Below are 21,128 nucleotides of genomic sequence, written 5' to 3'. Positions count from 1 at the left end.
TTGAACCGAAATCACAAAATATGAGTGTGGATTCAGCGTTTAACGCTGAATCCATGATGAAGGGAATGTGTTTTTCACCTGACTTTTCATTGCCAGGGTATTTTCGTTTTCAGAGTATAGAAGAATTTATCTGCGGTTCGGTGTTTAAGACTTCAGATGTTGACGGAGTTCGTTAATATGCTCTGCCCCGATACCACAGCAGCCACCGATCAATGAGGCCCCCTGACGGCACCATTTTTCTGCCCATGTGACATAAGCCGGTGGCGTCATATCCGCTCTGATTTCGTCAATTTCTTCATTGGCTGCCGCATCTTTTTTCTGCGGGGCAAATGCATTGGCATAGGCGCCAAGCTGAATGTGGCTTTTGCCGAGTTCAGCCAGCGTGTTACGCGCTACATCAATCGCATCTTCGATCGTTTCCGGCTGACAGCAGTTGAACAGAATTGCCTGAACATCCTGCTCGGCCATGGCCTGTACCGCTTGTGCTACGGTTTCGCCGGAACGAATCGTTGGTTGCTCGACGGGCTCTGCATCTTCCAATGTAAACGCAACCCAGACGGGTTTTGCTTGGTCGCTGAAGCGGTCAATTGATGCTTTGATCGCTGTTGCTTCAGCAATCAGGCTTTGGGTTTCGATCATCCAAAAATCAACAAAAGCATCGAGCCCTTGAATCAGCGGTGCTGCAATTTCATCCACCCGATCGGCTTGATACAAATCAGGGCGATAAGAGCCGAATAACGGTGGAAGAGAGCCGGCCACTTGGGCGTGAGTCTGAGTGGCTTCAACAGCCTGACGAGCCATTTGTCCTGCTTTTTGTGCCAGTGTCAGCGCTTCATTGTTAAATCGGGTTTCACCGATGTGAAAGGGGACTAAAGCGTAGCTGTTGGTGGTAATCACCTCTGAGCCACTCCGAAGAAATACTTCATGTGCCTGTTGGACAATCTCCGGGGTTTCAATCAAGGCAAGGGCAGACCATTCAGGTTGGCGAAAGGGCGCTCCGAGACGTTCCAGTTCTCGGCTCATTCCGCCGTCGAGGAGGGTGACTTGATGTTCTGACATGAGATACCTCTGTGTTGATTGCTGTCCAAGAAAAAATGTTAATGCACGTCTAGCAGTGTAGATGTCTGTAAGCAGTTTATCGTAATCGGATGGGGATGCAATAGATTCTGTGATATTCCCGATTTCGGAGTAAAGAGAATGAATTATAGAAAGTTGATATGTATCAAGGTATAAACTTTGCCATATTTTAGCCATAGCATATAGTTTCTTAAGAGGATCGCTCACTATCTAAGGAGAGATATGGCTGTAACAGAACAGGAAGTGTCATTCGATCGGAGTGAACTGATCATTACCAAAACGGATTTGCAGGGGAAAATCACCTATGCAAACCGGACATTCATGCGCGTTGCGAACTATGCAGAAGCGGCTCTGCTTGGTCAAGATCATAATCTGATCCGTCATCCTTCCATGCCGCGAGGCGTCTTTTATGGTTTATGGCACGCTTTAAAATCAGGAGACGAGTTTTTTGGGTTTGTGAAAAACTATACCTCAGATAAAAATTATTACTGGGTGTTTGCCAATATTACGCCTGATCGAATTGGCGATGATGTCGTTGGTTTTTATTCAGTGCGCCGGGTCGCCCCGAAAGGTGCGGTGCAAACGATTGAAGGTATTTATCAGAAAATGCGCGAATTGGAGCAGACGACCGAAAGAAAACAGGCGCCTGAAGTCTCGTGGAAGTGGATGGTTGATTTCGTCCGTCAGCAACATCAGATGGGGTATGAAGAATACATCATCGACCTTTACCAGAAACATCGTTCAGATTAGAAGGAGCGAATGATGCGTAGTACGAGTCAGGTCAGTCATAATATTTTATTTCAGCGCCAGAAGTTTTTGATTATCTGTTCAGTGTTCACCATCGTTATTATTGGGTTATCGATTGCCAATGTTTTCGATCACGGTTTCAACTATTTCAATGTTCTCTTACCATTATTTACCATTGTCTTTTCGGCTTATGCCTATTGGGATCAACTGCAACCCTTAATGGTACTGCACCGGATCCGTGATGCTTTGAATGAGGCCAAAAAAGGCAATGTTCATATTCGGATTACAGATACCAAAGGCCTCGGAGAAGTCGGCCATGTGGCATGGGCATTGAATGATTTTCTGGACATTGTTGAGACAAACTTTAAAGAGTTGTCGAATACTTTTCAGCGGACAAGTCACGGTGAGTTTTACCGTCGTGGGTTGGTGGACGGGATGCCCGGTGAATTTTTCGAGACAATGCGCAGTATCAATGAAGCAATCGAATCGATGCAGCAAGCATATGTTTTTTCAAGGAAAAATCGCTTAAAGAGTGAATTGCATCACCTCAATACCACCAACTTGATCATTAATCTAAAAAATAATCAGGAAGAATTGGTGACCTTATCGAATCAGATGGATAATGTGCTGAGCATTGCGACAGAGAGCCGCGATGGTGCGGCACAAAGTCGTGAAGTGGTCAGAGATATTCGCCATGCACTTGATGACGTGAACGTCCGAATGGTGAGTATGGAACAAACCGCACAAACGTTGGGTAAGGAGAGCACTCGGATTGCAGATATGATCAAGGTCATTAGCGGGATTGCTGAACAGACTAATTTACTGGCTTTAAATGCCGCCATAGAAGCGGCTCGGGCCGGTGATGTCGGACGCGGTTTTGCCGTGGTTGCCGATGAAGTCCGTTCGCTGGCTGATCGCACCAGAAACTCAACCGCGGATATTAGTGACATTATTAATTCACTGACTGGTCCGATTGAAGAGATGGTCTCCCAGACACTGGCCGTCGGACAACAGATGAAAAGTGTCGGGGATGAAGTGACTAATTTTCATAGCAACTTTGACAAGGTTGCCAATGCATCACAGCAAACTATTTTTTTAATGAATCAGGCCAAAGACTGCTCTTTTGCATCGTTGATTAAACTGGATCATGTCATTTATAAACAAAATGGCTATATCGCGCTGGAATCAAACGGAGAAGGCGCTGAAGCCAAAGAAGTTCAGGTTGATCATTTCAATTGCCGGATGGGGAAATGGTATTACGAAGGTGAGGGGCGTGAAGCATTCAGCCAGACAACGGCCTATCGCCGTTTAGAAGAACACCATCAAGCGGTGCATCAAAATATGCAACAAGCACTGGCATTAGTCCGTGAAGATTGGTTGGCAGATGATGATGTCTTGAACCATCTGGTCGCTGTGGTTGATAAAGCCGAGCATGCCAGTAATCGCGTGATCGAATATGTTTCTGAAATGGTCAGAGAAAAACATCATCCCCAATAAGGGATGTTGAGTCAGCGCGCCGTACCAGTGTTGTCTAGCTATTGTTGCCTAGCAATCGTTGTCTAGCAATCGTTATACCGCCATTGTTGTACAGTCATGGATGAAACCAACAAAAAAGACCCATCGGGTCTTTTTTGTGATACGTCCCAGTTTGTGTTTCAGCCTTGTCTATTGAGCACGAGCAGAAACGGCAAACATGGTATGAAGAGGTCATCAATGAACTTTATTTAAATCAACCAGTGGTTTTTTCACCTGTTTGACACGGTGCTTGCCCTGAATATCTGCCACGGTGGCTAAAGCCTGTTCTACTTCTCCGGTGTTCCGTAAGACCGTGTAAGTTACATCAAAATGTTTGGATGCACCCGCCTCAATTTTAGGCACTAACCCCAGCGGACGTTGATACTTGGTGTTATACGCATAGCTGGTGCCCGGTTCGATCCCGGTGACATAGCCTTGTTGCAGTGTATCGGTATTTTTCCAGATGGTCAGTACCGGCAGTTGTTTGATGTTATACCCGACCGAGACACCAAGATTACCGGCCTGATTATGCAGTACTGCCAGCGTGTTACCCTGTTTATCACCGATTGGTTTCAGATTATAAACCATCTCATCGTAGCCTTTAGTGGGGCCAAGATAGGTTTGCCAGTCTTTCAGGCCTTTTTTCGCATAATCGTTAAAGGGTGAAATCTCACTGGCGGCCGCAGTAATTTTGGCGCCTTTTTCAAGAATCGGACGCCCAAAATTAGAGTGGTAAATAATCTGATATTCATCTTCATAATCGGCTTTGTTGGTCAGGGTATCATGGACAGCGAACTGATTGCTGCCGGGGGTGACCGAGAATGAAGTGTGTGTCACTAACTCTACTTTTTTGAAGGTTCTTTCAGAGACTTCGCCTTCGACAGTAATGGTATAAGGCGGTTGTTCGTCAATGGTCACTTTGACTGTCGAAGCTGGGGTATTTTGCAGGCGTCCATGCAAGCTGAGTAACTGGCCGTTATCATCGACACCCGGGTGACCGGTCCATTCATAACCACAGCGCACCATCATCTCATTGAAACCGTCTAACCAGCCCAACCCGTTGCGGCTTTCCAGATCGATAAAGGCAGGGTTGACGATCTCTTTGACCGGAGAATCCCAGCCGAGAATGCGTTTGCCATCTTTTTTAACGTTGAATATTCCCATACCACGGGTGGGTATCAAGGTGATTTCCAGTTCACCATTATGAATAACTAAAGTCTCGACCCCCATCTGTTTACCGCCATGTAACTGACGTTTTTCGATGGAGAAGGGCTGCTGAATCCCCAGATCTTTATTGGTGACTTTCCACGCACCGACATCAATGTTGGCAGTGGCATCAGTCAGCACATATTGTGCGGCATTCACGAAACAGGGGGCAGCAATAAGTAGGGCAGCAACGAGTGGTTTGATCTTCATGACGTTTGATTCCTTGATAGTAAGTTTGATTTATTGTTTTACTGAATCGATTCAGCTAATAAAATACAAACTCTTCATTCAGGATCAAATGCAAATCGGTGAAGGTGTGAGCTAATGCTGATGTTTGACAGTATGAGAACTGATTTCTGATTGATGAATCACGTTCAGCAATTGGGGAATAATTGAGCAATTTCTTGGTAGATGGCAATGATGTTAGCGACGTCATTTAATTCTGTTTTTAAAGCGCCTCACCCGCGATTACTTGAAGCAGCAACCCCCCAAAAGTCACCATCATTGCCTGTGTACGCCCAGTATGGGCATGAATGAGGTGAAAGCCTTCTGTGGGAAGGTCGCCATCCTTAGCGATTCATATCGTTATTAGATGCTAACTACTAGCGAATGGTAAGGGCTTAACCGCGAGGTTTGGTCCAGAGGAAGCCGCTAGCAAAATTGCGAGCTGATGAATAAGAACATCATATGTGGCGCTGGCTGGAGGCGAGTTGGCACAAGACAACGAAGCCAAGTGATCGGTCTATAACCAGTAAGGTTTTGCCACGACAATTAGATGTGCCGTTTTAACCCATATAGGACTAGGAAGGCAAACAGGCATAACAAAGCAGAGGTAATTAATATGAAATGAAATCCTTTATATAAATAGATAACACCGTAAACGAGTGCCGCGACCATTGTTCCCCCATAGGATACGGCACTGTATATACCAATGAGTCTTACTCGCTGATGATCATCTAATCCATTGAGAATTGATACAAGACAATTTAAGATAACCTGATTAATTAGTCCCCAAAATACGCAGCCGATAAGTAAACTCCAGTAGTGATTTGATAGAATCAACAATAACAAGTAGATTCCACATATGAATAGTAAGCAAGGGGATATGATTTCCCATGAATCTCTTTTATCAATGAATTTTCCTAAAAATATGCCAGCAAAACCAAAGCCCAATCCATAAGATAAAACCGCCATACCAGCATATACTGTGGAGTAAAGTAACTGCTGTTGTATATAGCTACCCAAGAATGTATAGGTTCCATAAAAGCTGATCATGTAGAAAAAAGTTATAATGAATATGGATTTTGCCTTAGGCACTTGAAAGGCAGACTGAAGGGAGGTAGCGGTAGAAAGACTCTCTTTAGAAGGCAGTAAAAAATATCCTAATGTTGATAGAAGCGACAATATGAAAACAAAAAAATAGGCGGAGCGCCAAGATAGTAGCTCTGAAACAAAAGCACTTAATGGAACACCAGCAATCATCGCTAATGACCATCCAGAAATCACTTTCCCTAAGGTTGTGGACTCTTTTCCCTTAGGGGCAATAATGGCTGTCATCGAATACAAGGTCGGAAGTAACACCCCAGCGCTTATCCCAGTTAAGGTTTGTGCAACGACAAGCATGATCCAATTTGTTGATAATCCTGTCATTAAGATGCTAATAGATAACACTGTTCCTGTGAGGAGAAGCGTTGATTTCAAACCAATACGCTGAGGAAGACCGGTTAAAAATAAACTCCCTAACGCCATTGCACCACCATATGCGGAGATGGACCAGGCAATTTTTGTCATATCGGTATCCAATGACTGAGCAATATTACTAAGAATTGGACTCATTAAAAAAGCATTTGATCCAATGACACTAACACCGATGAGTAAAATAACGGTTTGAAATAAATACTGACTTTCTTGCCTGAACATATTAACTCCAATACCAATTAACTAGGCATCCTTTTAATTAATGTATTAATTTTCCATTATTATTTGCTGGCGAATTAATTGTAAAACTACCGATTTTAATCTAAAGAAATATCCTAATTTCAAGTATTTCTCACCATGATTAGTCTTATCAAAAAATTTAACTTTTCCAATAAATTTTCAATTATAAGCTTAATCGTTTAATATCAAGACCTGTTAATATTATTAGCGCCATTGATATTGATGAGCAAGAGGGGGAAGTTCATATGGACTCAAAAGCGAATAATGTTAAGTCCAGTCGGTCAAAAAGGGTTAGTTTAGATAGAATTGACCGAAAATTATTAAGGCTGCTTGCTGAAGATTCTGACAGAACGTATTCCGAACTTAGTGAGTTGGTTTTTCTCTCTCCACCTGCTGTGCATGAGAGGGTACAGAAACTGAAGAAAAATGGTGTCATAAAGGGAACCCAAGCCGTTTTAGATGGGCCTAGCTTAGGTTGCTCATTGTTAAGCTTTCTGCATATTGAATCAGACGGTTCTGTTAGCATGGATATGTTAAATGAGTTTTCTTCGCTTGCTGATGTTGAAGAAATCCATTCGGTAGCAGGTGAAACGAATATTATATTTAAAGTTCGAACTAGAGATTCAATAGATTTGGAAAAGCTGATCGAAAAAATGCAACTCGTTGATGGTGTTAGGAAAGTTAAATGCTTTGTTGTTCTTAGCTCTAAACGAGACTGTTCATTATTCTGTGTCACGCCCATTTTTATAAATCCAGATATGGAGTGAGTCTGCCTTCAAAGTGGATGCTGAGCTGAGACAGTGTCAGGTTCCAGTTCTGCACCGGATGCGTCCACTTTTCACTGGCTTTCAACATACCTGCATACAACAGCTTGAGCAAGCTGGTTTCATTAGCAAAACCGCCCTTGGTTTTGGTCAGTTTGCGGAACTGACGATGTACCGCCTCAACCGCATTGGTGGTGTAAATGGCTCTGCGGACCTGTTCGGGATATTTGAAATACACCGATAAGTTCTCCCATTTATTGCGCCATGACTGAATCACCAGCGGGTATTGTGGTCCCCATTTGGCTTCCAGCTCATCCAGCTCATGTTCGGCAGCTTTAAGGGTTGCCGCTTTATAAACACATTTTAAATCCGCCATAAACGCTTTCTGATTTTTGCTGGCGACATACTTCATCGAGTTACGGATTTGATGGATAACACAGAGTTGGACTTCAGTCTGCGGGTAAATGGTTTCAATCGCCTGAGGGAACCCTTTGAGGCCATCGACACAAGCAATACAAATATCTTTGACACCGCGATTTTGTAAGTCGGTCAGGACACTGAGCCAGTAATGCGCGCCTTCGGCATCAGAGAGATAAATCCCCAGCAGCTCTTTTTTTCCTTCGATATTGAGTGCAAGGATGGTGTAAATGGCTTTGGAAACAAAGCGACCGTTTTCCTTGATTTTGTAGTGAACGGCATCAAGCCAGACGACCGGATAGACGGGGTCTAAATCCCGCTCCTGCCATGCTCTGAGCTCAGGGATAAGACGGTCGGTGATGGCGTTAATCGTGCCATTGGAAACGCTGATACCATACATATCCAGCAGATATTCCCGGATATGTTGATAGCTGTTGCCAAGGGCAAACAGGGAGAGGACATTACGTTCCATCTCATCGGTCAGTCGGGTCTGGTGCTTCTTGACAGTTTGCGGGTCAAAAGAGCCATTTCGGTCACGGGGCGTTTCAAGTTCAAATTCCCCGGATGAGGTTTTAACGGTTTTGCGGGATTTTCCATTTTTGCGATTGTCGGGCTCAGCTTCAAGGTGCTGTTCGATTTCAGCCCCGAGCGCGGCTTCAGTGATTTGCTTAATCAACGGGGTGAGCAAACCGTCTTTGCCGTTGAGGCCCTGACCGGATTGCAATGCTTTGGCAAAAGCTTGAATATCAATTTCGAATTTATCGTCAGACATAAGGTGTCATTTCCTTTTTGGTTCAGTTTAAAGAAATGACACAGAAATTTGAACACTACCCTCTAAACTTGAGCGTGGTCCTCAACCAGAAATAGATGATCTTCCTTAGCAACTCACGCCAGCATCAGCTCCAAGAACAAATCTTGTTAGTTTAACTTTTGCACAAATCGCACGATTTAATTAAATATTTCGCACAAACAATTATACTCCTACTAGTAACCAAGTTTGGAGCTTTAACATGCATACATTAACAGCAAACGACGCTAAACGTAATTTTGGCGAACTACTTCTACGTGCTCAGCGAGAGCCAGTTAAGATCAGCAAAAACAGCAAAGATGCTGTCGTTGTTATGTCCATTCAAGATTACGAAGAGCTTGAAGCAATGAAAGCTGATTACATTAAACATTGCTTTGAGGCTGCAAAACAAGATATCTCGCAAGGTAATGTAATTGATGGCGAAACATTCTTGAAGAGCCTGTAACCTAAAGTATGCAAACGAACAAATATAAGCTAAGTAAATTGGCGCAAAGCCATTTGCGTAAAATTAAAAGCTACACCGTTACAAATTTTCCGAATCACAATGGAATCGCTACAGAGACAACCTACTCACTGCTTTTCAAATGCTTGCTGACAACCCAGTTGTGGTTTCGTGTCCTCAAGCCCCGTTAATCCGCGCTAAACAAACCCGTTCTGCCAGTGTTCTTAATTGTTGCACTCTCCCTTCAAGATAAGCCAGCTCTTCTGCGGTGATTTCATAATGCTCTGAATAACGGGCTTCGATATAGGCCCGTTGCAGGCGACGGAAGCTGCGACGGTGGAATTTATTGTCGAGTGGGAAAATCGTCTTAAACTCTGGCTCGATTTGGGCACAGAGTTTCCCCAGCTTTTCGATATTGTGGGATTTGGGTAAGTAGTTGGTGCATGTGAGTAGAGTACAGGCTAAACAACGTTCAGTTACTTGGTGCAACATAAATGCTGCGTTAATCAAATCATCCTCGGAAATAGAGAATTCATAATTACGGAAAAAACGAAATGCAGAGTGAGACCACTGATCATAATGTTTACGTGCAATTTCCAGTTTTTCTTGTTCGGTTAAATCCCCCGGCTCCGTCAGCGGCTTCGGTGTCGCGGCAAACAGTTCGATTCCTTCTTCACGGATATCCCGAAAAAAGTAGTGCCCCTGCTGCAATCGTTCATTCACTTCCTGTAAATCGTGAACAATCAAACCAAGCGGTGCGGATTTTACTTTGCGGTTAATTTGCTCTTCCGCCGGCAGCCAGACCACATAATCCTCTACCAAGGCGGCTTTGTTGACGATCACCAGAATATCGTAATCGCTGATATAACCATTGACCGGATCGCTGACCCAATTGCCTTTGGCATGGCTACCGAACAGAATGATTTTCAGAATACGAAACTCGCTTTTACTCCCCGTTTTGCCCTTGAGATAGTCGTCCAGCGTATCACGCAGAATGGTCGAGATCGTGGCCAGCTCATGCTGTTTATATTCAGGCAGGTGGTCAAGGGAGGTTTTCATAATCGTGCTTCGCTTTGGTGGACAACATGGCTCTAGCATAAAAGAAGTGTTCAGAAAAAACACTGTTTATCATAGTTTTAGCATTGTTGAAGGATAAAATGCGACGCGGTTCTTTTTTATTTCTTTCCCTGATGATTGTCTCAGGCTTTGGCTTCGAAGTGTGACGCATAATGCCTTTCTCTGGAATCTGAGACAGCGACGTCTTGTGCACCCCAGTGCTTGATTTGAATGACGTGAAACATCACTCAATTGACTGATAGACTCAGTGGAAAATAAAAGACCGAATCAGTCCTTAAAGCATGGCAAGCCTTGCGAGATTCTCCATTGTTTGACAATCTCAACAATGCGCTCGGGGGTTGCATCTGCCGGATCATCTGGATAGTAAATTAAGTCTGAACCATCTGGGTGCTCTGTTATATCTTCAAAGTGATCAACTAAAGCATCCAGTTCATTTTCTGAAGAGGTTTCAGCTTTGCAGATTTTCTGCAATAGCTGTAAAAATTCATCTTCAAAATATTCATTAATACTATTTTTTAAATTCACTTACTTGCCCTTATGTATATCTATATGATTCTTGGGGGTTGTGACACGAATATTATCAACATCATAGACCTTACCGCCATTCTGGATTTCCTCCACATGATGCAATTCGAAAGATTTTCTACCGCCAACCGAATCTTTTTTCCTTGCACGAGGTGCATATCCTTTACCCATTCTCTCGACGTTATTGTCTATAAATTGTGTTTTGAGTCCTGAATCTTTGGAAACCTCAGCCCAAAACGCTTTCCGAAACCCATCAAAATTACTGAACTCACGGCCTCTGAGTTGATCCGCAATTTGTGACGGCACCGGTACACCTAACTCTTTTCCGGCGGCTTCCAACCACAGGCCAGTAATATCTTCACCGTTGCCGGTCACGACGCCCGACTCGTTGCGAGCGCTTTCTTTGTAAACCACATACAACGGCGGTAATCCAGTCTCTGCCGGAAAGGTCAAAATATAGTCTTGTAAATTCGCATCAGCAATTGGGGTGATATAGGTGTTATCAAACTCTTGACCTTGCTCCGCTTGCGGATGGATCCAGATATCGAACTTTTCCATCTCCGGGATGGGGTTAACCAGAATCGGTTTGCCGCCAAAATCACCGCTAATCGGCACCCATTCAATGGTGACATCCGGCTCTAACGCAACGACAAACTGCTCACCGACCCGTTTGACTTCACGCTTGGGAATCACCGCCCCATTGACGTGATAGCCGTAAATCCGGCCTGCCGTATTGAAACCCAAGCGGATATTGGTTTCAACCCTGTCTTTACTGCGAATATCGGCTGCACTGTAGAGCGTACTGTCCGCTAATTGGTTCGGCACAAATGCGGCCAACATTCCGGCTCGCCCGATGATTTTCATCGTCAGCCCCGGCAATTCTGCCAGCGCTGCACCGCCAATGCGCGTTAAAAAAGCGTCTTCAGAAGCAGCACTGATCCCCTGCCCGACGGCAATTGTATAAGCCGCATAATCCCCCAGCGCAGAAAGTGACTCTCGTTGTGTACCGATATCACACGAGCCTCTCGGTACCAGAGCGGATTTGGCGAAACGAGAGGGTTTGACGGGTGGCTGATTAAATGCGTTTTGCCATGCGGATGAAGGCAGTGGGATTGTATCCAACGCCCGTAACCGCTCCTGACGTTGCTTGTTCAGACGCGCTGCTAAAGTGAGTTTCACGGGTTCGCGTTCGACATAAGGCTCGGTAGACACAGAAGCATTCACACTGCCGGAAGAAGTCGAACCAATGCCATGATTGACCAATTCAACTCTGGCGGTATAAGCCTTGTAGGCCAGCCCGTCGAGATGAGGCTCAACTTCGGGATTGACCCGCCAGTATGAATTGCCCCATTCATCTTTATCCCGAATGAGTAACGGAATCGACGGTACATCCGTCAGTAATACTTGATGGCCGCTACGAAGCTGTCCAAGAAAATCGGCAAAGCGCATTCCGGCAGGGATAACGGATTTCACATCTGACTCGCGTAGGGAAGTGAAGTCTCCTTCAACCTGAGCAAATTCATGGCTCATCAGGTTGTAGATTTGAGTGATTTGATCGTTCATTGACGTTGTTGGCTGAGCCGTGATTGTTTTATCGATGGATGCTTATTGATAAGGTTATTTTCATATGAATCATTAATTATACTCAATAGAGTTTATAAGTCATATTTGAATTTGGTTTTCTGATAGGGAAAAGGTTATTTTTGGAATGGGGGTAACATGAAATAAAGGGGTATATTAGGATTGGGTTGTGGTTTGGGACGCTCGGTTTCATTAGCATCTCCGACTGCGCCCCAGTTCCTTTTGATGGATGCAAAAGGAACCAAAAGCATCTTTTCTGGTTCAGTACGCGTTATCAGGGGCGGATTGATTCGCATCCTGCTCAAGCAATCCTGAAAAATCCATCCGGGATTTTTCCCCCTGAGAGCAGCGACCAAATCGACTTTCTTTAGATTTCACCCAACTTCAAATCAACCACCAAACCAAGAAAACCATTCACGGAAGAATGGTTAGGCTTTTCCGGGCAGGATGCCCGTAAAAGACGGTTCTGGAAAGCGCACACCCAAGCCCAACAAAAAAAGATTTTCTGGTTCGTCTTTCATCTCTGAAAGATGAACTGGCGCACTGAGCATCGATGCCGCTGAAATTGGCAAACGCAATTGTGCGTCAAAATTTGGGGGCCGAAGGCTGGGGAGATGAACATTGTGCTCTGTTGTTTGAGGCGCAATGAGTTTATTAATTTCTGCGGCATCTGATGCACGCGCCCCAGATACTTTTGGCGTTCCAAAAGTACCCAAAAGAACGTTTTAGTTCGTGGACGCTGGCCGGGTCGCTTTTATTCGCTCCTGCTCACGAAAAGCTAAAAATTCATCCTTGAATTTTTACCCTGAGTGCATCGTTCAAGTCGGCTCTTAAAATGTTTCACTCAATTCAAATCAGCCACCAAACCAAGAAAATCATTCACGGAAGAATGATTAAGCTTTTCCGGGCAGGACGCCCGTAAAAGCTGGTTCTGGACAACACGCAACTCAGCCAAACAAAAAAGATTTTCTGGTTACTCTTGCATCTCGGCAAGAGTAACTGGCGCACAAGACACCAATGCCTCTGAAACCAAAAAACGAGATTGTGCGTCAAAATTTGGGGCCGAAGGCTGGGAAGTTTAAAGGTGAGGTGCAGTGATTTGGTGCGCGATTATTTTTGCCGATTTCAATGGCATCCCCGACAGCGCCCCAGTTCCTTTTGATGATGCAAAAGGAACCAAAAGCATCTTTTTAGGTTCAGTACGCGTAATCAGGGTCGGATTGATTCGCATCCTGCTCAAGCAATCCTGAAAAATCCATCCGGGATTTTTCCCCCTGAGAGCAGCGACCAAATCGACTTTCTTTAGATTTCACCCAACTTCAAATCAACCACCGAACAAAGAAAATCATTCCGGGAGAATGATTAAGCTTTTCCGGGCAGGACACCCATGCCGCTGAAATTGGCAAACGCAATTGTGCGTCATATTTCGGTGCCCGGAGGCGGGGGGAAATAGGAAAAGTGCTCATGCAGCGGTTTGACGCGTTCAGGATCAGGCAGATGCCAGTCTCAAAACAATAACAGGGGACGAGTGTCCCCTGATTGAAGGTGAGGGTTGATTATGCGCGACGTCGGATGACGAGTAGCCCGAACAGCGAAACCAGTAACACACCGTTGATCGAGCCGCCCATTTTCAGTTCCAGTACCGCAGGATCATGGTCTGATGCCCGGTATTGGTCACGGTATTTGGGGAGATCGCCTTTATATTTGTTGTTGTAGTCAAACAAAGAAGACTCAGCCGCATTGATATGCCAGTCGGTGGCATCAATCACGTGCATTTTGAGACTTGGACTAATCAAAATATGGTCTAAAGAGCCCACTTCATCGTTGTACGAATAACTCCAGTTATCAGGATGGATCAGACTCACCGCACTGATGTAACCGTAGCCATGGGTGATGTCAGCGCCTTGATCGCCAAACTGCGGTTTGCCATTAATAAAGGTATTTCTGGCGGCGTGGATGGTTTTGCCATATTTCTCAGGGGTGTAATCGGTCAACACCAGCAATGGATCTTCTTTGCCGTAGGCGTTGAGGTCTCCGAGAATGATCTGATGACCCCCGATGGTTTTCAATGCGTCTCCCAGTGCCACGGCAGCAGCAACGCGGAAGTTTTCACATGAGCCTTGGAAATCCGGGTCTTGCTGACCTTGTCCGCCATTTTCAATTGCAGCAACATCTTCCCAACAGGTCGAGCCTTTGGATTTAAAGTGGTTCACGGCAATGGTGAGTGCTTGCTCGAGGCCTTTGCTGTGACTGACTTTAAACGTCGGGGCGAGGGTATCTCGCTGGTAGTTTTTGCCGTCTTCAATCATATTGCCGTCTTTGTCATACACAGCCGGAGCTTGTTGCGATGGCATATGGATGATACGTGGTGTGGTTAAAGAGACATGTTGATTGCGGTAAATCAGGCCAGTGGTAATCGCATCGGTGCCGACGGTATCCTGTGAGTCGATGGTGCCGTCCTGATTGCTGTCTATTGCCACATAATGGTAGCGATTTTCCGGTTTGTCTATCTGCTGATTGAGTTGCTCAACCAATTGATGAATGGCACCGCCATCGCCGAAACCGTTATTTTCAATTTCCATCAGACCGACAATATCGGCATCGAGCTGTAAGATAGCGCGTACGATTTTCTCTTGCTGGATCTCAAATTCACCGGCACTTTTAGCACCGCGGTTACTGCCATAAGGGTTCGCATCACCGCCAAATGGAGAATTGAAATAATTCAGCACATTGAACGTGGCAATCCGCAGGTCTCCACCGTCTTTCAATTGTGGTGAAGCGCGGCGTGGCGAGTTGTGAACGAAGTTATCCTGAGTCAGCGTATTGGTCATGACCAAACGGTATTCACCATAACTGTACGTGAGCACACCTTGAGCACCGCTGAGGGTATCATTGATGCGGATATAATCTTCGGTAGAGCCGTCTTGATCAATGTCGCTCCGGCCAAACTGGGGGTAGTAAGGGATTTCGCCATCATCAGCAACTTGGTCTGATTCAATAAACAGGCGATGCTGTGCATTTTCCAGACTTTGCTGCTTGGCTTGCTGTGAACCTGCCGCAAAGTTTTGGTTGGGCTGGACATTTAAACGCCCTTGAGCGAGCACCATATTGTTGCGTCTGGCATCATAGTCGAAACTGAATGTGCGAGTTACACGCATGTCCAGCGTGGCTGGCAGATTGACCAGCATCCCTTCATAGCGTTCCAGCGTTTGAGTAAAGTTATCATCCCCTGCGGCGAAGACAATATCGGTTGCTTGTGGCGGTTGTTGCTCTCCCTGTTTAACCCACTGCTGGTTATCCGCAGAGAGTTCGGTCAAATCATAATACTCTTTGACTTGCCCTTTCGCGCAGACCACATCACCGGGTTTGAGAGCAGCGGCTGACTGACCAGTGTAGATAAAGAGACCTTCCGAGGTATTGCTATTGTAGTCGTTTTCCAGCGCTTGCAGATAGAAGCCTTTGGTGAGCCCTGTTGTAACGGCGCTGACGACACCCCGAACGGTATATTGTTGATCGGTCGTGTTACTTGAGCCACTGAGCAGTGGTGAGCGGCTGCCTTCTCCCTGAATTTGTTGAATAGAGATAAAGGACTCGCCTTCACAAGTAAAGGTTGAGACTGGGCTGTCGATGGCACCGAGTCCGTCGATATTGTCTTTTTCGGCATTGGTCCATTGTGATTCGACATAGGTCGGTGAGGGGGTTAAATGATTGGATTGACGCACCAGTGTGACGTCTTTGGCAAAATAGCTGCCCCCCATGGTGCCGATCATATCGTGGACTGAGCCGTTACGGAGTAAGGCTACCGGGTCATTACCGTTAAAATTCAGGACGGTGGTATTGGTCTCTTGGCTGACTGCCAGAATGTCACTGCCGGCCTGACTATTGGCAATGACGAGCACCCCGTGAGCCGGAATGTTCCGCCCGTCGAGGGGGAGTTTATTACGCCACTCGCCATTCCCGTTGGTTGACTTAGCCAGGGTATAGCCGTCCAGAGTGCGTGCTTCATCTCCGGTATTGGCTATTTCGATGGCTTTATTGTATCCGGACCCTTCCACATATTGTGAAAGGAGAATATCGGCATGTGCCGAGAGCGAAAGAATGCCTCCGATGGCAATCGACAGGCATGATAATGAGGTTTTGACTTTCATTTCTGATCCACTTGACGTTGTTTTCCATGATTATGTGAGATTTCGTTCGTGAATAATCAATGCATCAAAATTGATGACTCACTACTAAAATTATCAACTATTTCACGGTCTAGTTTTACTTTTTAATATGAAACTAAAAATACATTTCAATGAATTTGAGAAGTGAATCGCATAAATAGCATCAATAAGTAGAGGTGAGTCACACTTATATATGCAATAAAGTTTGTGTTGAGGGGGATGGGAGCAGCCACCGCGGTGTGCGATGGCGACTGGTGATGTCAGATACGATCAAAACAGCGACATGAAAGACGGAAGTTCAGAATCCTCGCATCTGAATACGGCGCAGAAACTCGGTCATAACCCGATCATAGAGTAGGTCTCCTAAGAAAGCATCTTCGACCTGATGATCGATACTCGGATTATCATTGACTTCAATCACATAAACCTGACCATTGATCTCTTTCAAGTCAACGCCATATAAACCATTACCGATTAAATTGGCGGCTTTCAGTGCCGTGTCGATGACATTTTTGGGTACTTGCTTGAGATCCAGCGTTTCAAAACTACCGGACGTTGTTCTGCCATTGTTATGGTGGTGATATATCTGCCAGTGGCCACGACTCATCATATATTTACATGAGAAAATTGCTTGTCGATTGAGAATACCGATACGCCAGTCAAAGTCGGTCGGCATGAACGCCTGAGCCAGAATCAACGCACTTTTCTCAAACAACAACGCTGCTTCTTGATTGAGCGAGTCAATGTCCGTCACTTTGATGACGCCACGTGAGAAAGCACCATCAGGAATTTTTAACACCATCGGAAATGACAGCTCAGAGAGCAGTTTTTCCTGCCAGTCAGGATCAAAGCTTTGCACAATCACGCTTTTAGGTGCGGGAATACGATTGCGTTGCAGCAACTCGGTCAGAAAGACTTTATTGGTGCATTTCATAATGGATTCGGAATCATCCATCACGACTAATCCCATTTTCTCAGCCGTCTTCGCAAAACGATAGGTCTCGTTGCTGATGTTGGTGGTTGCGCGAATAAATAGTCCGTCAAACTCGCCCAAACGAGAGAGATGCTCCGTCGTAATGGTTTCCAGATTCATGCCTAATCGTTGGGCTGCTTTCTGGAATCGCTTGAGTGCTGCTTTATCCGAAGGGGGCATTTTTTCCTCCGGATCGATCAGCATCGCAAGATCATAGCGAGATGCTTTATTCTGTTTGGGATTCTTCCACACTTTACGGGAAAATTTTTCCAGCGATTCAATAAAGAAGTCCTGTTCCGGGTCGGTCAGATCCTGAAACGGGAATGGCTGAATTGATTTGATATGCCACTGCTGGTTATGTCTTGATAGCTCAAGATGAATCACCGGAATCATGAACTGTTCAAATAGATGTCGTGCCAGCTTCTCCAATCCTTTTTGCGGTGTGCGGCCAAAGTAAATTTTGCACTGCAACGCATGTTCAGACGGATAGAGTTTATTCAGCTTGAGTAGATTCGAAGAGTGCAGAAACGGTTGATGAATATCGTTGATCGCCATCACTCGGGGAATCACACGGTGTCCTCTTGCTTCTGCCATCAGTGAGCAATAGTAGCCACTGCTCATATAGTCGTAACTGCGGCATAAATTAACGACCTGAATCGATTTATGCGTCGGTTTCCAGTTGGTGTTCAGGTAGTTTTGAACGTTGATCACCTGATCGGAAGGGAAATATTGGTGCCAGTCATCGGTATGATCGGTCACAATAAAAAGATTTGCCATGGCTTATAATTCCGGTTGCAGGATACGCCGTCTCTCATGAAGATAAGTCTCTTGTCGAGAGGGCGGTATCGACATAATATTGCATCGCAATCTTCTAACCTTTTGAGGCATCGTATGGACATTCGTCATGCGAACCACACTGATCTTTCTGCGCTAAATGCACTAGAGCAACAGCTTTTCACCGGAGACAAAATCTCACCACGTCAAATGCGGCGGTTTCTGAAATCGGTACATGCTGCCATTTTTGTTGCCGAATCCGGCGCTCAACTGGCTGGCTATGCTTTACTTCTGTTTCACCAAGGTACACAGCTATCAAGGTTGTATTCGATTGCCGTAAACCCTGACTTCAGAGGCCGGGGCATTGCCCAACAACTCATGGAGCAATGTGAGCATGCAGCTCTTGATCAAGGTGCTTGTACATTACGACTAGAAGTTCGGGATGACAATAGGGCCGCATTAAAATTATATGAAAAAATGGGCTATAAACTACTCAGAATGCTGGTCCATTATTACGATGACCAATGTGACGGGATTCGGATGCAAAAACGGCTCGATCCGCATGAGCCTCGCTTGGAAGTGCCCGTACCGCTGTATGTCCAGACGACCCCGTTTACATGTGGTGCCGCCTGTCTGTTGATGAGCTTTGCGCGCTTTGAGCCTGAAACCGAACTGACCCGTACCCATGAGCTACAGTTATGGCGAGAAGCAACCACGATCTACATGACATCCGGACATGGCGGGTGTAGCGGACACGGTCTGGCGTTGGCTGCGGCACGGCGAGGCTTTGAGGTTGAGCTGTGGAGTCGTTCTTCAACGGTGCCATTTATTGATGGTGTGCGGGACCTGAATAAAAAGTCGGTGATTGAATTAGTTCATCAGGATTTTTGTCAACAGTTGGCAGGGTATTCGAATGTTGCGGTGACGGATATGCCGCCGACACAAGCTCAGTTTGAGTGTTGGTTGGAACAGGGCGCGGGTGTTTTATTGCTGATCAGCACATATCGGTTTACGGGGAACAAAGAACCGCACTGGATCTTACTCAGTGGCATGAGTGAACACTTTTTCTTTATTCATGATCCACATGTTGATCATCAGTCTGAGGTCGTTGCAGCCGCTTACATTCCGGTCGGCAAAGCGGTTCTCACTCAAATCATTGGCTATGGCAAACAGAAGCAGACATCTTGTGTGGTGATCCGCAAGGGCAAAGCGTGAACTATCGAATGAAGCGATAGAATTGAATAACGCCTAACACGAGCATCCGTAACGTGTTAGGTCAGTGACAAGATAAAGTAACCATGTATCTTTGTCGTATGCTTGATGCGTGTGCTCAGGCGCATCGTTTATAGTCAGAACTTTTTTTACGCTCAGGCATAGTGGCGCATTGTTGCATGCCGGTTTCCTGAGCCTGACGCACCAGTTCCTCTCTTTCTGTGGCGGTGACTTCGTTTGTTTCTGGTGAGCGAAACGTTTCGATTTCAAGTTCTGAAGGAACCAAGACATAATGTTTATTGAACATTTTTCTATCTCTCTATTGTTACGATGGATATGCGATGGATGAAAAAAAGATGCTGCTTGATTTTAAGCAGCATCGATAGAAAGGTCAAATTATAATCACAAATCTATTAGTAATCGTACGATTTGTTGGCTGATTTGTGAGCCTCAGACATCGTAAGTTGTTGAAGCGGTATCACCGCCTGTCCCTGTCCAGTTGGTGTGAAAGAACTCACCACGTGGACTGTCAACACGCTCATAGGTGTGCGCACCGAAGTAATCGCGCTGAGCCTGAAGCAGGTTTGCAGGAAGACGTGCCGTTGTGTAGCCATCCAGGAATGTCAGTGCGGATGTGGTACAAGGCATTGGGATACCGGCTTCCAGAGATTTGGCCGCCACTTTACGCCATGCCGCAAGACAGTTATCCAGAATGCCTTTGAAGTATGGATCGGACCCTAAGAAAGCGAGTTCCGGCTTGGTATCATACGCATCGCGGATATTGCCGAGGAACGCTGAACGGATAATACAGCCACCTCGCCACATCAGAGCAACATTACCGTAGTTCAGTTCCCAGCTATTCTCATCAGACGCTTCACGCATCAGCATAAAGCCTTGTGCGTAAGAGATGATTTTTGAAGCCAGCAGTGCCTGACGTAATGCATCAAGCCATTCTTGCTTATCACCCGCCACTTTGTCGATAGACTTGCCAAATTGTGCTTCAGCATCAACGCGTTGTTCTTTGAGGGCTGACAGGCAACGTGCAAACACCGACTCACTGATCAACGTCAGTGGGATACCGAGATCCAGTGCGTTGATGCCAGTCCATTTACCCGTACCTTTTTGGCCTGCGGTATCCAGAATTTTTTCAACCAGCGGGCTACCGTCTTCATCTTTATAGCCAAGAATATCGGCAGTGATCTCGATTAAGTAACTGTTCAGTTCGGTTTCATTCCAATCGCTGAAGGTTTGTTGCATCTCTTCATGGCTCAGACCAAGACCATCTTTCATGAATTGATAAGCTTCAGTAATCAGCTGCATGTCACCATATTCGATGCCGTTGTGTACCATCTTCACGAAGTGACCTGCACCGTCGTTACCGACCCAGTCACAGCAAGGCTCGCCTGTATCGGTTTTGGCTGAAATGGCCTGAAAAATGGGTTTGACCGCAGGCCATGCCTGTGGTGAACCGCCCGGCATAATCGATGGCCCAAAGCGCGCACCTTCTTCACCACCGGATACGCCGGTACCGATGAAGTGAATGCCTTTCTCTTTCAACGCAGCAACACGACGGTTTGTATCCGGATAGTTGGTATTCCCGCCATCGATGATAATATCACCCGCGTCGAGGAGCGGTGCTAACTGATCGATAAATGCATCAACGACTGAGCCGGCACGAACCATCAGCATGACTTTGCGTGGTTTCTCTAGTTTTTCAACCAAATCTTCCAAAGAATAAGCACCGATAATATTGGTGTCTTTGGCGGGTCCGGCTAAGAATTCATCGACTTTGGATGTGGTCCGGTTGTGTGCAACGACTGTGAAGCCATGGTCGTTCATGTTAAGAATTAGGTTTTGTCCCATCACCGCAAGACCAATAACACCTATATCGCCTTTCATTGAATTT

At 45.7% G+C, this 21,128-nt stretch carries 17 protein-coding genes and 1 pseudogene; 6 read left to right on the top strand and 12 right to left on the bottom strand.

Annotation, left to right across the window (positions count from 1 at the left end):
- Positions 1 to 144 precede the first annotated feature (144 nt).
- Positions 145 to 1,059, bottom strand: a complete 915-nt coding sequence (locus OCU60_RS21640) for a homocysteine S-methyltransferase family protein (RefSeq protein WP_182289041.1) — start codon at positions 1,057 to 1,059, stop codon at positions 145 to 147.
- Positions 1,060 to 1,299: 240 nt separating this feature from the next.
- Here OCU60_RS21640 and OCU60_RS21635 point away from each other — a divergent pair, with 240 nt between their 5' ends.
- Both OCU60_RS21635 and OCU60_RS21630 read left to right on the top strand, forming a co-directional pair.
- Positions 1,300 to 1,827: a PAS domain-containing protein gene (locus OCU60_RS21635; protein WP_074375155.1), complete on the top strand. Its 528-nt coding sequence runs from the start codon at positions 1,300 to 1,302 to the stop codon at positions 1,825 to 1,827.
- A gap of 9 nt (positions 1,828 to 1,836) precedes the next feature.
- Entirely contained in the window at positions 1,837 to 3,321 is a 1,485-nt protein-coding gene (locus OCU60_RS21630) for a methyl-accepting chemotaxis protein (protein ID WP_083602786.1), read from the top strand.
- A gap of 213 nt (positions 3,322 to 3,534) precedes the next feature.
- On the opposite strand, the gene OCU60_RS21625 is transcribed toward OCU60_RS21630, so the two are convergent.
- Positions 3,535 to 4,755 carry an aldose 1-epimerase family protein gene (locus OCU60_RS21625; RefSeq protein ID WP_074375156.1) on the bottom strand — a complete coding sequence of 407 codons (1,221 nt, stop codon included), beginning with the start codon at positions 4,753 to 4,755 and terminating at the stop codon, positions 3,535 to 3,537.
- 561 nt (positions 4,756 to 5,316) lie between these two features.
- Entirely contained in the window at positions 5,317 to 6,465 is a 1,149-nt protein-coding gene (locus tag OCU60_RS21620; protein ID WP_074375157.1) for an MFS transporter, read from the bottom strand.
- Positions 6,466 to 6,728: 263 nt separating this feature from the next.
- Between OCU60_RS21620 and OCU60_RS21615 the strand changes: the two genes are divergently transcribed.
- Entirely contained in the window at positions 6,729 to 7,250 is a 522-nt protein-coding gene (locus tag OCU60_RS21615; RefSeq protein ID WP_074375158.1) for an Lrp/AsnC family transcriptional regulator, read from the top strand.
- Here the strand turns inward: OCU60_RS21615 and OCU60_RS21610 are convergent.
- Positions 7,228 to 8,436 carry an IS256 family transposase gene (locus tag OCU60_RS21610; protein ID WP_261854726.1) on the bottom strand — a complete coding sequence of 403 codons (1,209 nt, stop codon included), beginning with the start codon at positions 8,434 to 8,436 and terminating at the stop codon, positions 7,228 to 7,230. The two genes, OCU60_RS21615 and OCU60_RS21610, sit on opposite strands and share 23 nt — an antisense overlap.
- Before the next feature lie 238 nt (positions 8,437 to 8,674).
- On the opposite strand from OCU60_RS21610, the gene OCU60_RS21605 reads away from it, so the two are divergent.
- Together OCU60_RS21605 and OCU60_RS21600 are read left to right on the top strand one after the other, a co-directional pair.
- Positions 8,675 to 8,917, top strand: a complete 243-nt coding sequence (locus OCU60_RS21605) for a type II toxin-antitoxin system Phd/YefM family antitoxin (RefSeq protein ID WP_074375123.1) — start codon at positions 8,675 to 8,677, stop codon at positions 8,915 to 8,917.
- An 8-nt stretch (positions 8,918 to 8,925) separates the two neighbouring features.
- Positions 8,926 to 9,080: pseudogene (locus OCU60_RS21600) on the top strand (type II toxin-antitoxin system RelE/ParE family toxin); the annotation flags it as partial.
- A gap of 11 nt (positions 9,081 to 9,091) precedes the next feature.
- On the opposite strand, the gene OCU60_RS21595 reads toward OCU60_RS21600, so the two are convergent.
- The 6 genes from OCU60_RS21595 to OCU60_RS21570 form a co-directional block, all read right to left on the bottom strand.
- Entirely contained in the window at positions 9,092 to 9,973 is an 882-nt protein-coding gene (locus OCU60_RS21595; RefSeq protein WP_074375122.1) for a HEPN domain-containing protein, read from the bottom strand.
- Between the two features lie 285 nt (positions 9,974 to 10,258).
- A complete protein-coding gene (locus tag OCU60_RS21590; RefSeq protein ID WP_074375121.1) occupies positions 10,259 to 10,516 on the bottom strand; it encodes a bacteriocin immunity protein in 258 nt (85 codons plus the stop codon).
- The gene (locus OCU60_RS21585) at positions 10,517 to 12,079 is read right to left on the bottom strand and encodes an S-type pyocin domain-containing protein (protein WP_261854749.1); all 1,563 of its coding nucleotides are present in this window, start codon (positions 12,077 to 12,079) and stop codon (positions 10,517 to 10,519) included.
- 446 nt (positions 12,080 to 12,525) lie between these two features.
- Entirely contained in the window at positions 12,526 to 12,813 is a 288-nt protein-coding gene (locus OCU60_RS21580; RefSeq protein WP_139302079.1) for a hypothetical protein, read from the bottom strand.
- A gap of 840 nt (positions 12,814 to 13,653) precedes the next feature.
- Positions 13,654 to 16,245: an ExeM/NucH family extracellular endonuclease gene (locus tag OCU60_RS21575; protein ID WP_074371194.1), complete on the bottom strand. Its 2,592-nt coding sequence runs from the start codon at positions 16,243 to 16,245 to the stop codon at positions 13,654 to 13,656.
- A gap of 316 nt (positions 16,246 to 16,561) precedes the next feature.
- Positions 16,562 to 18,013 (bottom strand): RimK family protein, encoded by a 1,452-nt coding sequence (locus OCU60_RS21570; protein ID WP_074371193.1) that lies wholly within the window; start codon positions 18,011 to 18,013, stop codon positions 16,562 to 16,564.
- A 114-nt stretch (positions 18,014 to 18,127) separates the two neighbouring features.
- On the opposite strand from OCU60_RS21570, the gene OCU60_RS21565 reads away from it, so the two are divergent.
- On the top strand, positions 18,128 to 19,225 hold the full coding sequence (locus OCU60_RS21565) for a GNAT family N-acetyltransferase/peptidase C39 family protein (RefSeq protein WP_074371192.1): 1,098 nt from the start codon (positions 18,128 to 18,130) through the stop codon (positions 19,223 to 19,225).
- 115 nt (positions 19,226 to 19,340) lie between these two features.
- Here the strand turns inward: OCU60_RS21565 and OCU60_RS21560 are convergent, their stop codons facing one another.
- Together OCU60_RS21560 and gnd are read right to left on the bottom strand one after the other, a co-directional pair.
- Complete coding sequence (locus OCU60_RS21560) at positions 19,341 to 19,529, bottom strand: hypothetical protein (RefSeq protein ID WP_074371191.1); 189 nt, start codon at positions 19,527 to 19,529, stop codon at positions 19,341 to 19,343.
- Positions 19,530 to 19,672: 143 nt separating this feature from the next.
- Positions 19,673 to 21,121: a decarboxylating NADP(+)-dependent phosphogluconate dehydrogenase gene (gene gnd, locus OCU60_RS21555; protein ID WP_074371190.1), complete on the bottom strand. Its 1,449-nt coding sequence runs from the start codon at positions 21,119 to 21,121 to the stop codon at positions 19,673 to 19,675.
- Positions 21,122 to 21,128: the final 7 nt, after the last annotated feature.

Source organism: Vibrio spartinae (genome assembly GCF_024347135.1).
Lineage (GTDB): Bacteria > Pseudomonadota > Gammaproteobacteria > Enterobacterales > Vibrionaceae > Vibrio > Vibrio spartinae.
This window is presented reverse-complemented; position numbering and strand designations above follow the sequence as displayed.

Excerpts from the sequence above, each read along its gene's own strand:
- OCU60_RS21560 (WP_074371191.1), bottom strand. The coding sequence starts at position 19,529 with ATGTTCAATAAACATTATGTCTTGGTTCCTTCAGAACTTGAAATCGAA.
- OCU60_RS21625 (WP_074375156.1), bottom strand. The coding sequence starts at position 4,755 with ATGAAGATCAAACCACTCGTTGCTGCCCTACTTATTGCTGCCCCCTGT.
- OCU60_RS21575 (WP_074371194.1), bottom strand. The coding sequence starts at position 16,245 with ATGAAAGTCAAAACCTCATTATCATGCCTGTCGATTGCCATCGGAGGC.
- OCU60_RS21620 (WP_074375157.1), bottom strand. The coding sequence starts at position 6,465 with ATGTTCAGGCAAGAAAGTCAGTATTTATTTCAAACCGTTATTTTACTC.
- OCU60_RS21635 (WP_074375155.1), top strand. The coding sequence starts at position 1,300 with ATGGCTGTAACAGAACAGGAAGTGTCATTCGATCGGAGTGAACTGATC.
- gnd (WP_074371190.1), bottom strand. The coding sequence starts at position 21,121 with ATGAAAGGCGATATAGGTGTTATTGGTCTTGCGGTGATGGGACAAAAC.
- OCU60_RS21630 (WP_083602786.1), top strand. The coding sequence starts at position 1,837 with ATGATGCGTAGTACGAGTCAGGTCAGTCATAATATTTTATTTCAGCGC.
- OCU60_RS21640 (WP_182289041.1), bottom strand. The coding sequence starts at position 1,059 with ATGTCAGAACATCAAGTCACCCTCCTCGACGGCGGAATGAGCCGAGAA.
- OCU60_RS21610 (WP_261854726.1), bottom strand. The coding sequence starts at position 8,436 with ATGTCTGACGATAAATTCGAAATTGATATTCAAGCTTTTGCCAAAGCA.
- OCU60_RS21595 (WP_074375122.1), bottom strand. The coding sequence starts at position 9,973 with ATGAAAACCTCCCTTGACCACCTGCCTGAATATAAACAGCATGAGCTG.
- OCU60_RS21605 (WP_074375123.1), top strand. The coding sequence starts at position 8,675 with ATGCATACATTAACAGCAAACGACGCTAAACGTAATTTTGGCGAACTA.
- OCU60_RS21570 (WP_074371193.1), bottom strand. The coding sequence starts at position 18,013 with ATGGCAAATCTTTTTATTGTGACCGATCATACCGATGACTGGCACCAA.
- OCU60_RS21565 (WP_074371192.1), top strand. The coding sequence starts at position 18,128 with ATGGACATTCGTCATGCGAACCACACTGATCTTTCTGCGCTAAATGCA.
- OCU60_RS21615 (WP_074375158.1), top strand. The coding sequence starts at position 6,729 with ATGGACTCAAAAGCGAATAATGTTAAGTCCAGTCGGTCAAAAAGGGTT.
- OCU60_RS21585 (WP_261854749.1), bottom strand. The coding sequence starts at position 12,079 with ATGAACGATCAAATCACTCAAATCTACAACCTGATGAGCCATGAATTT.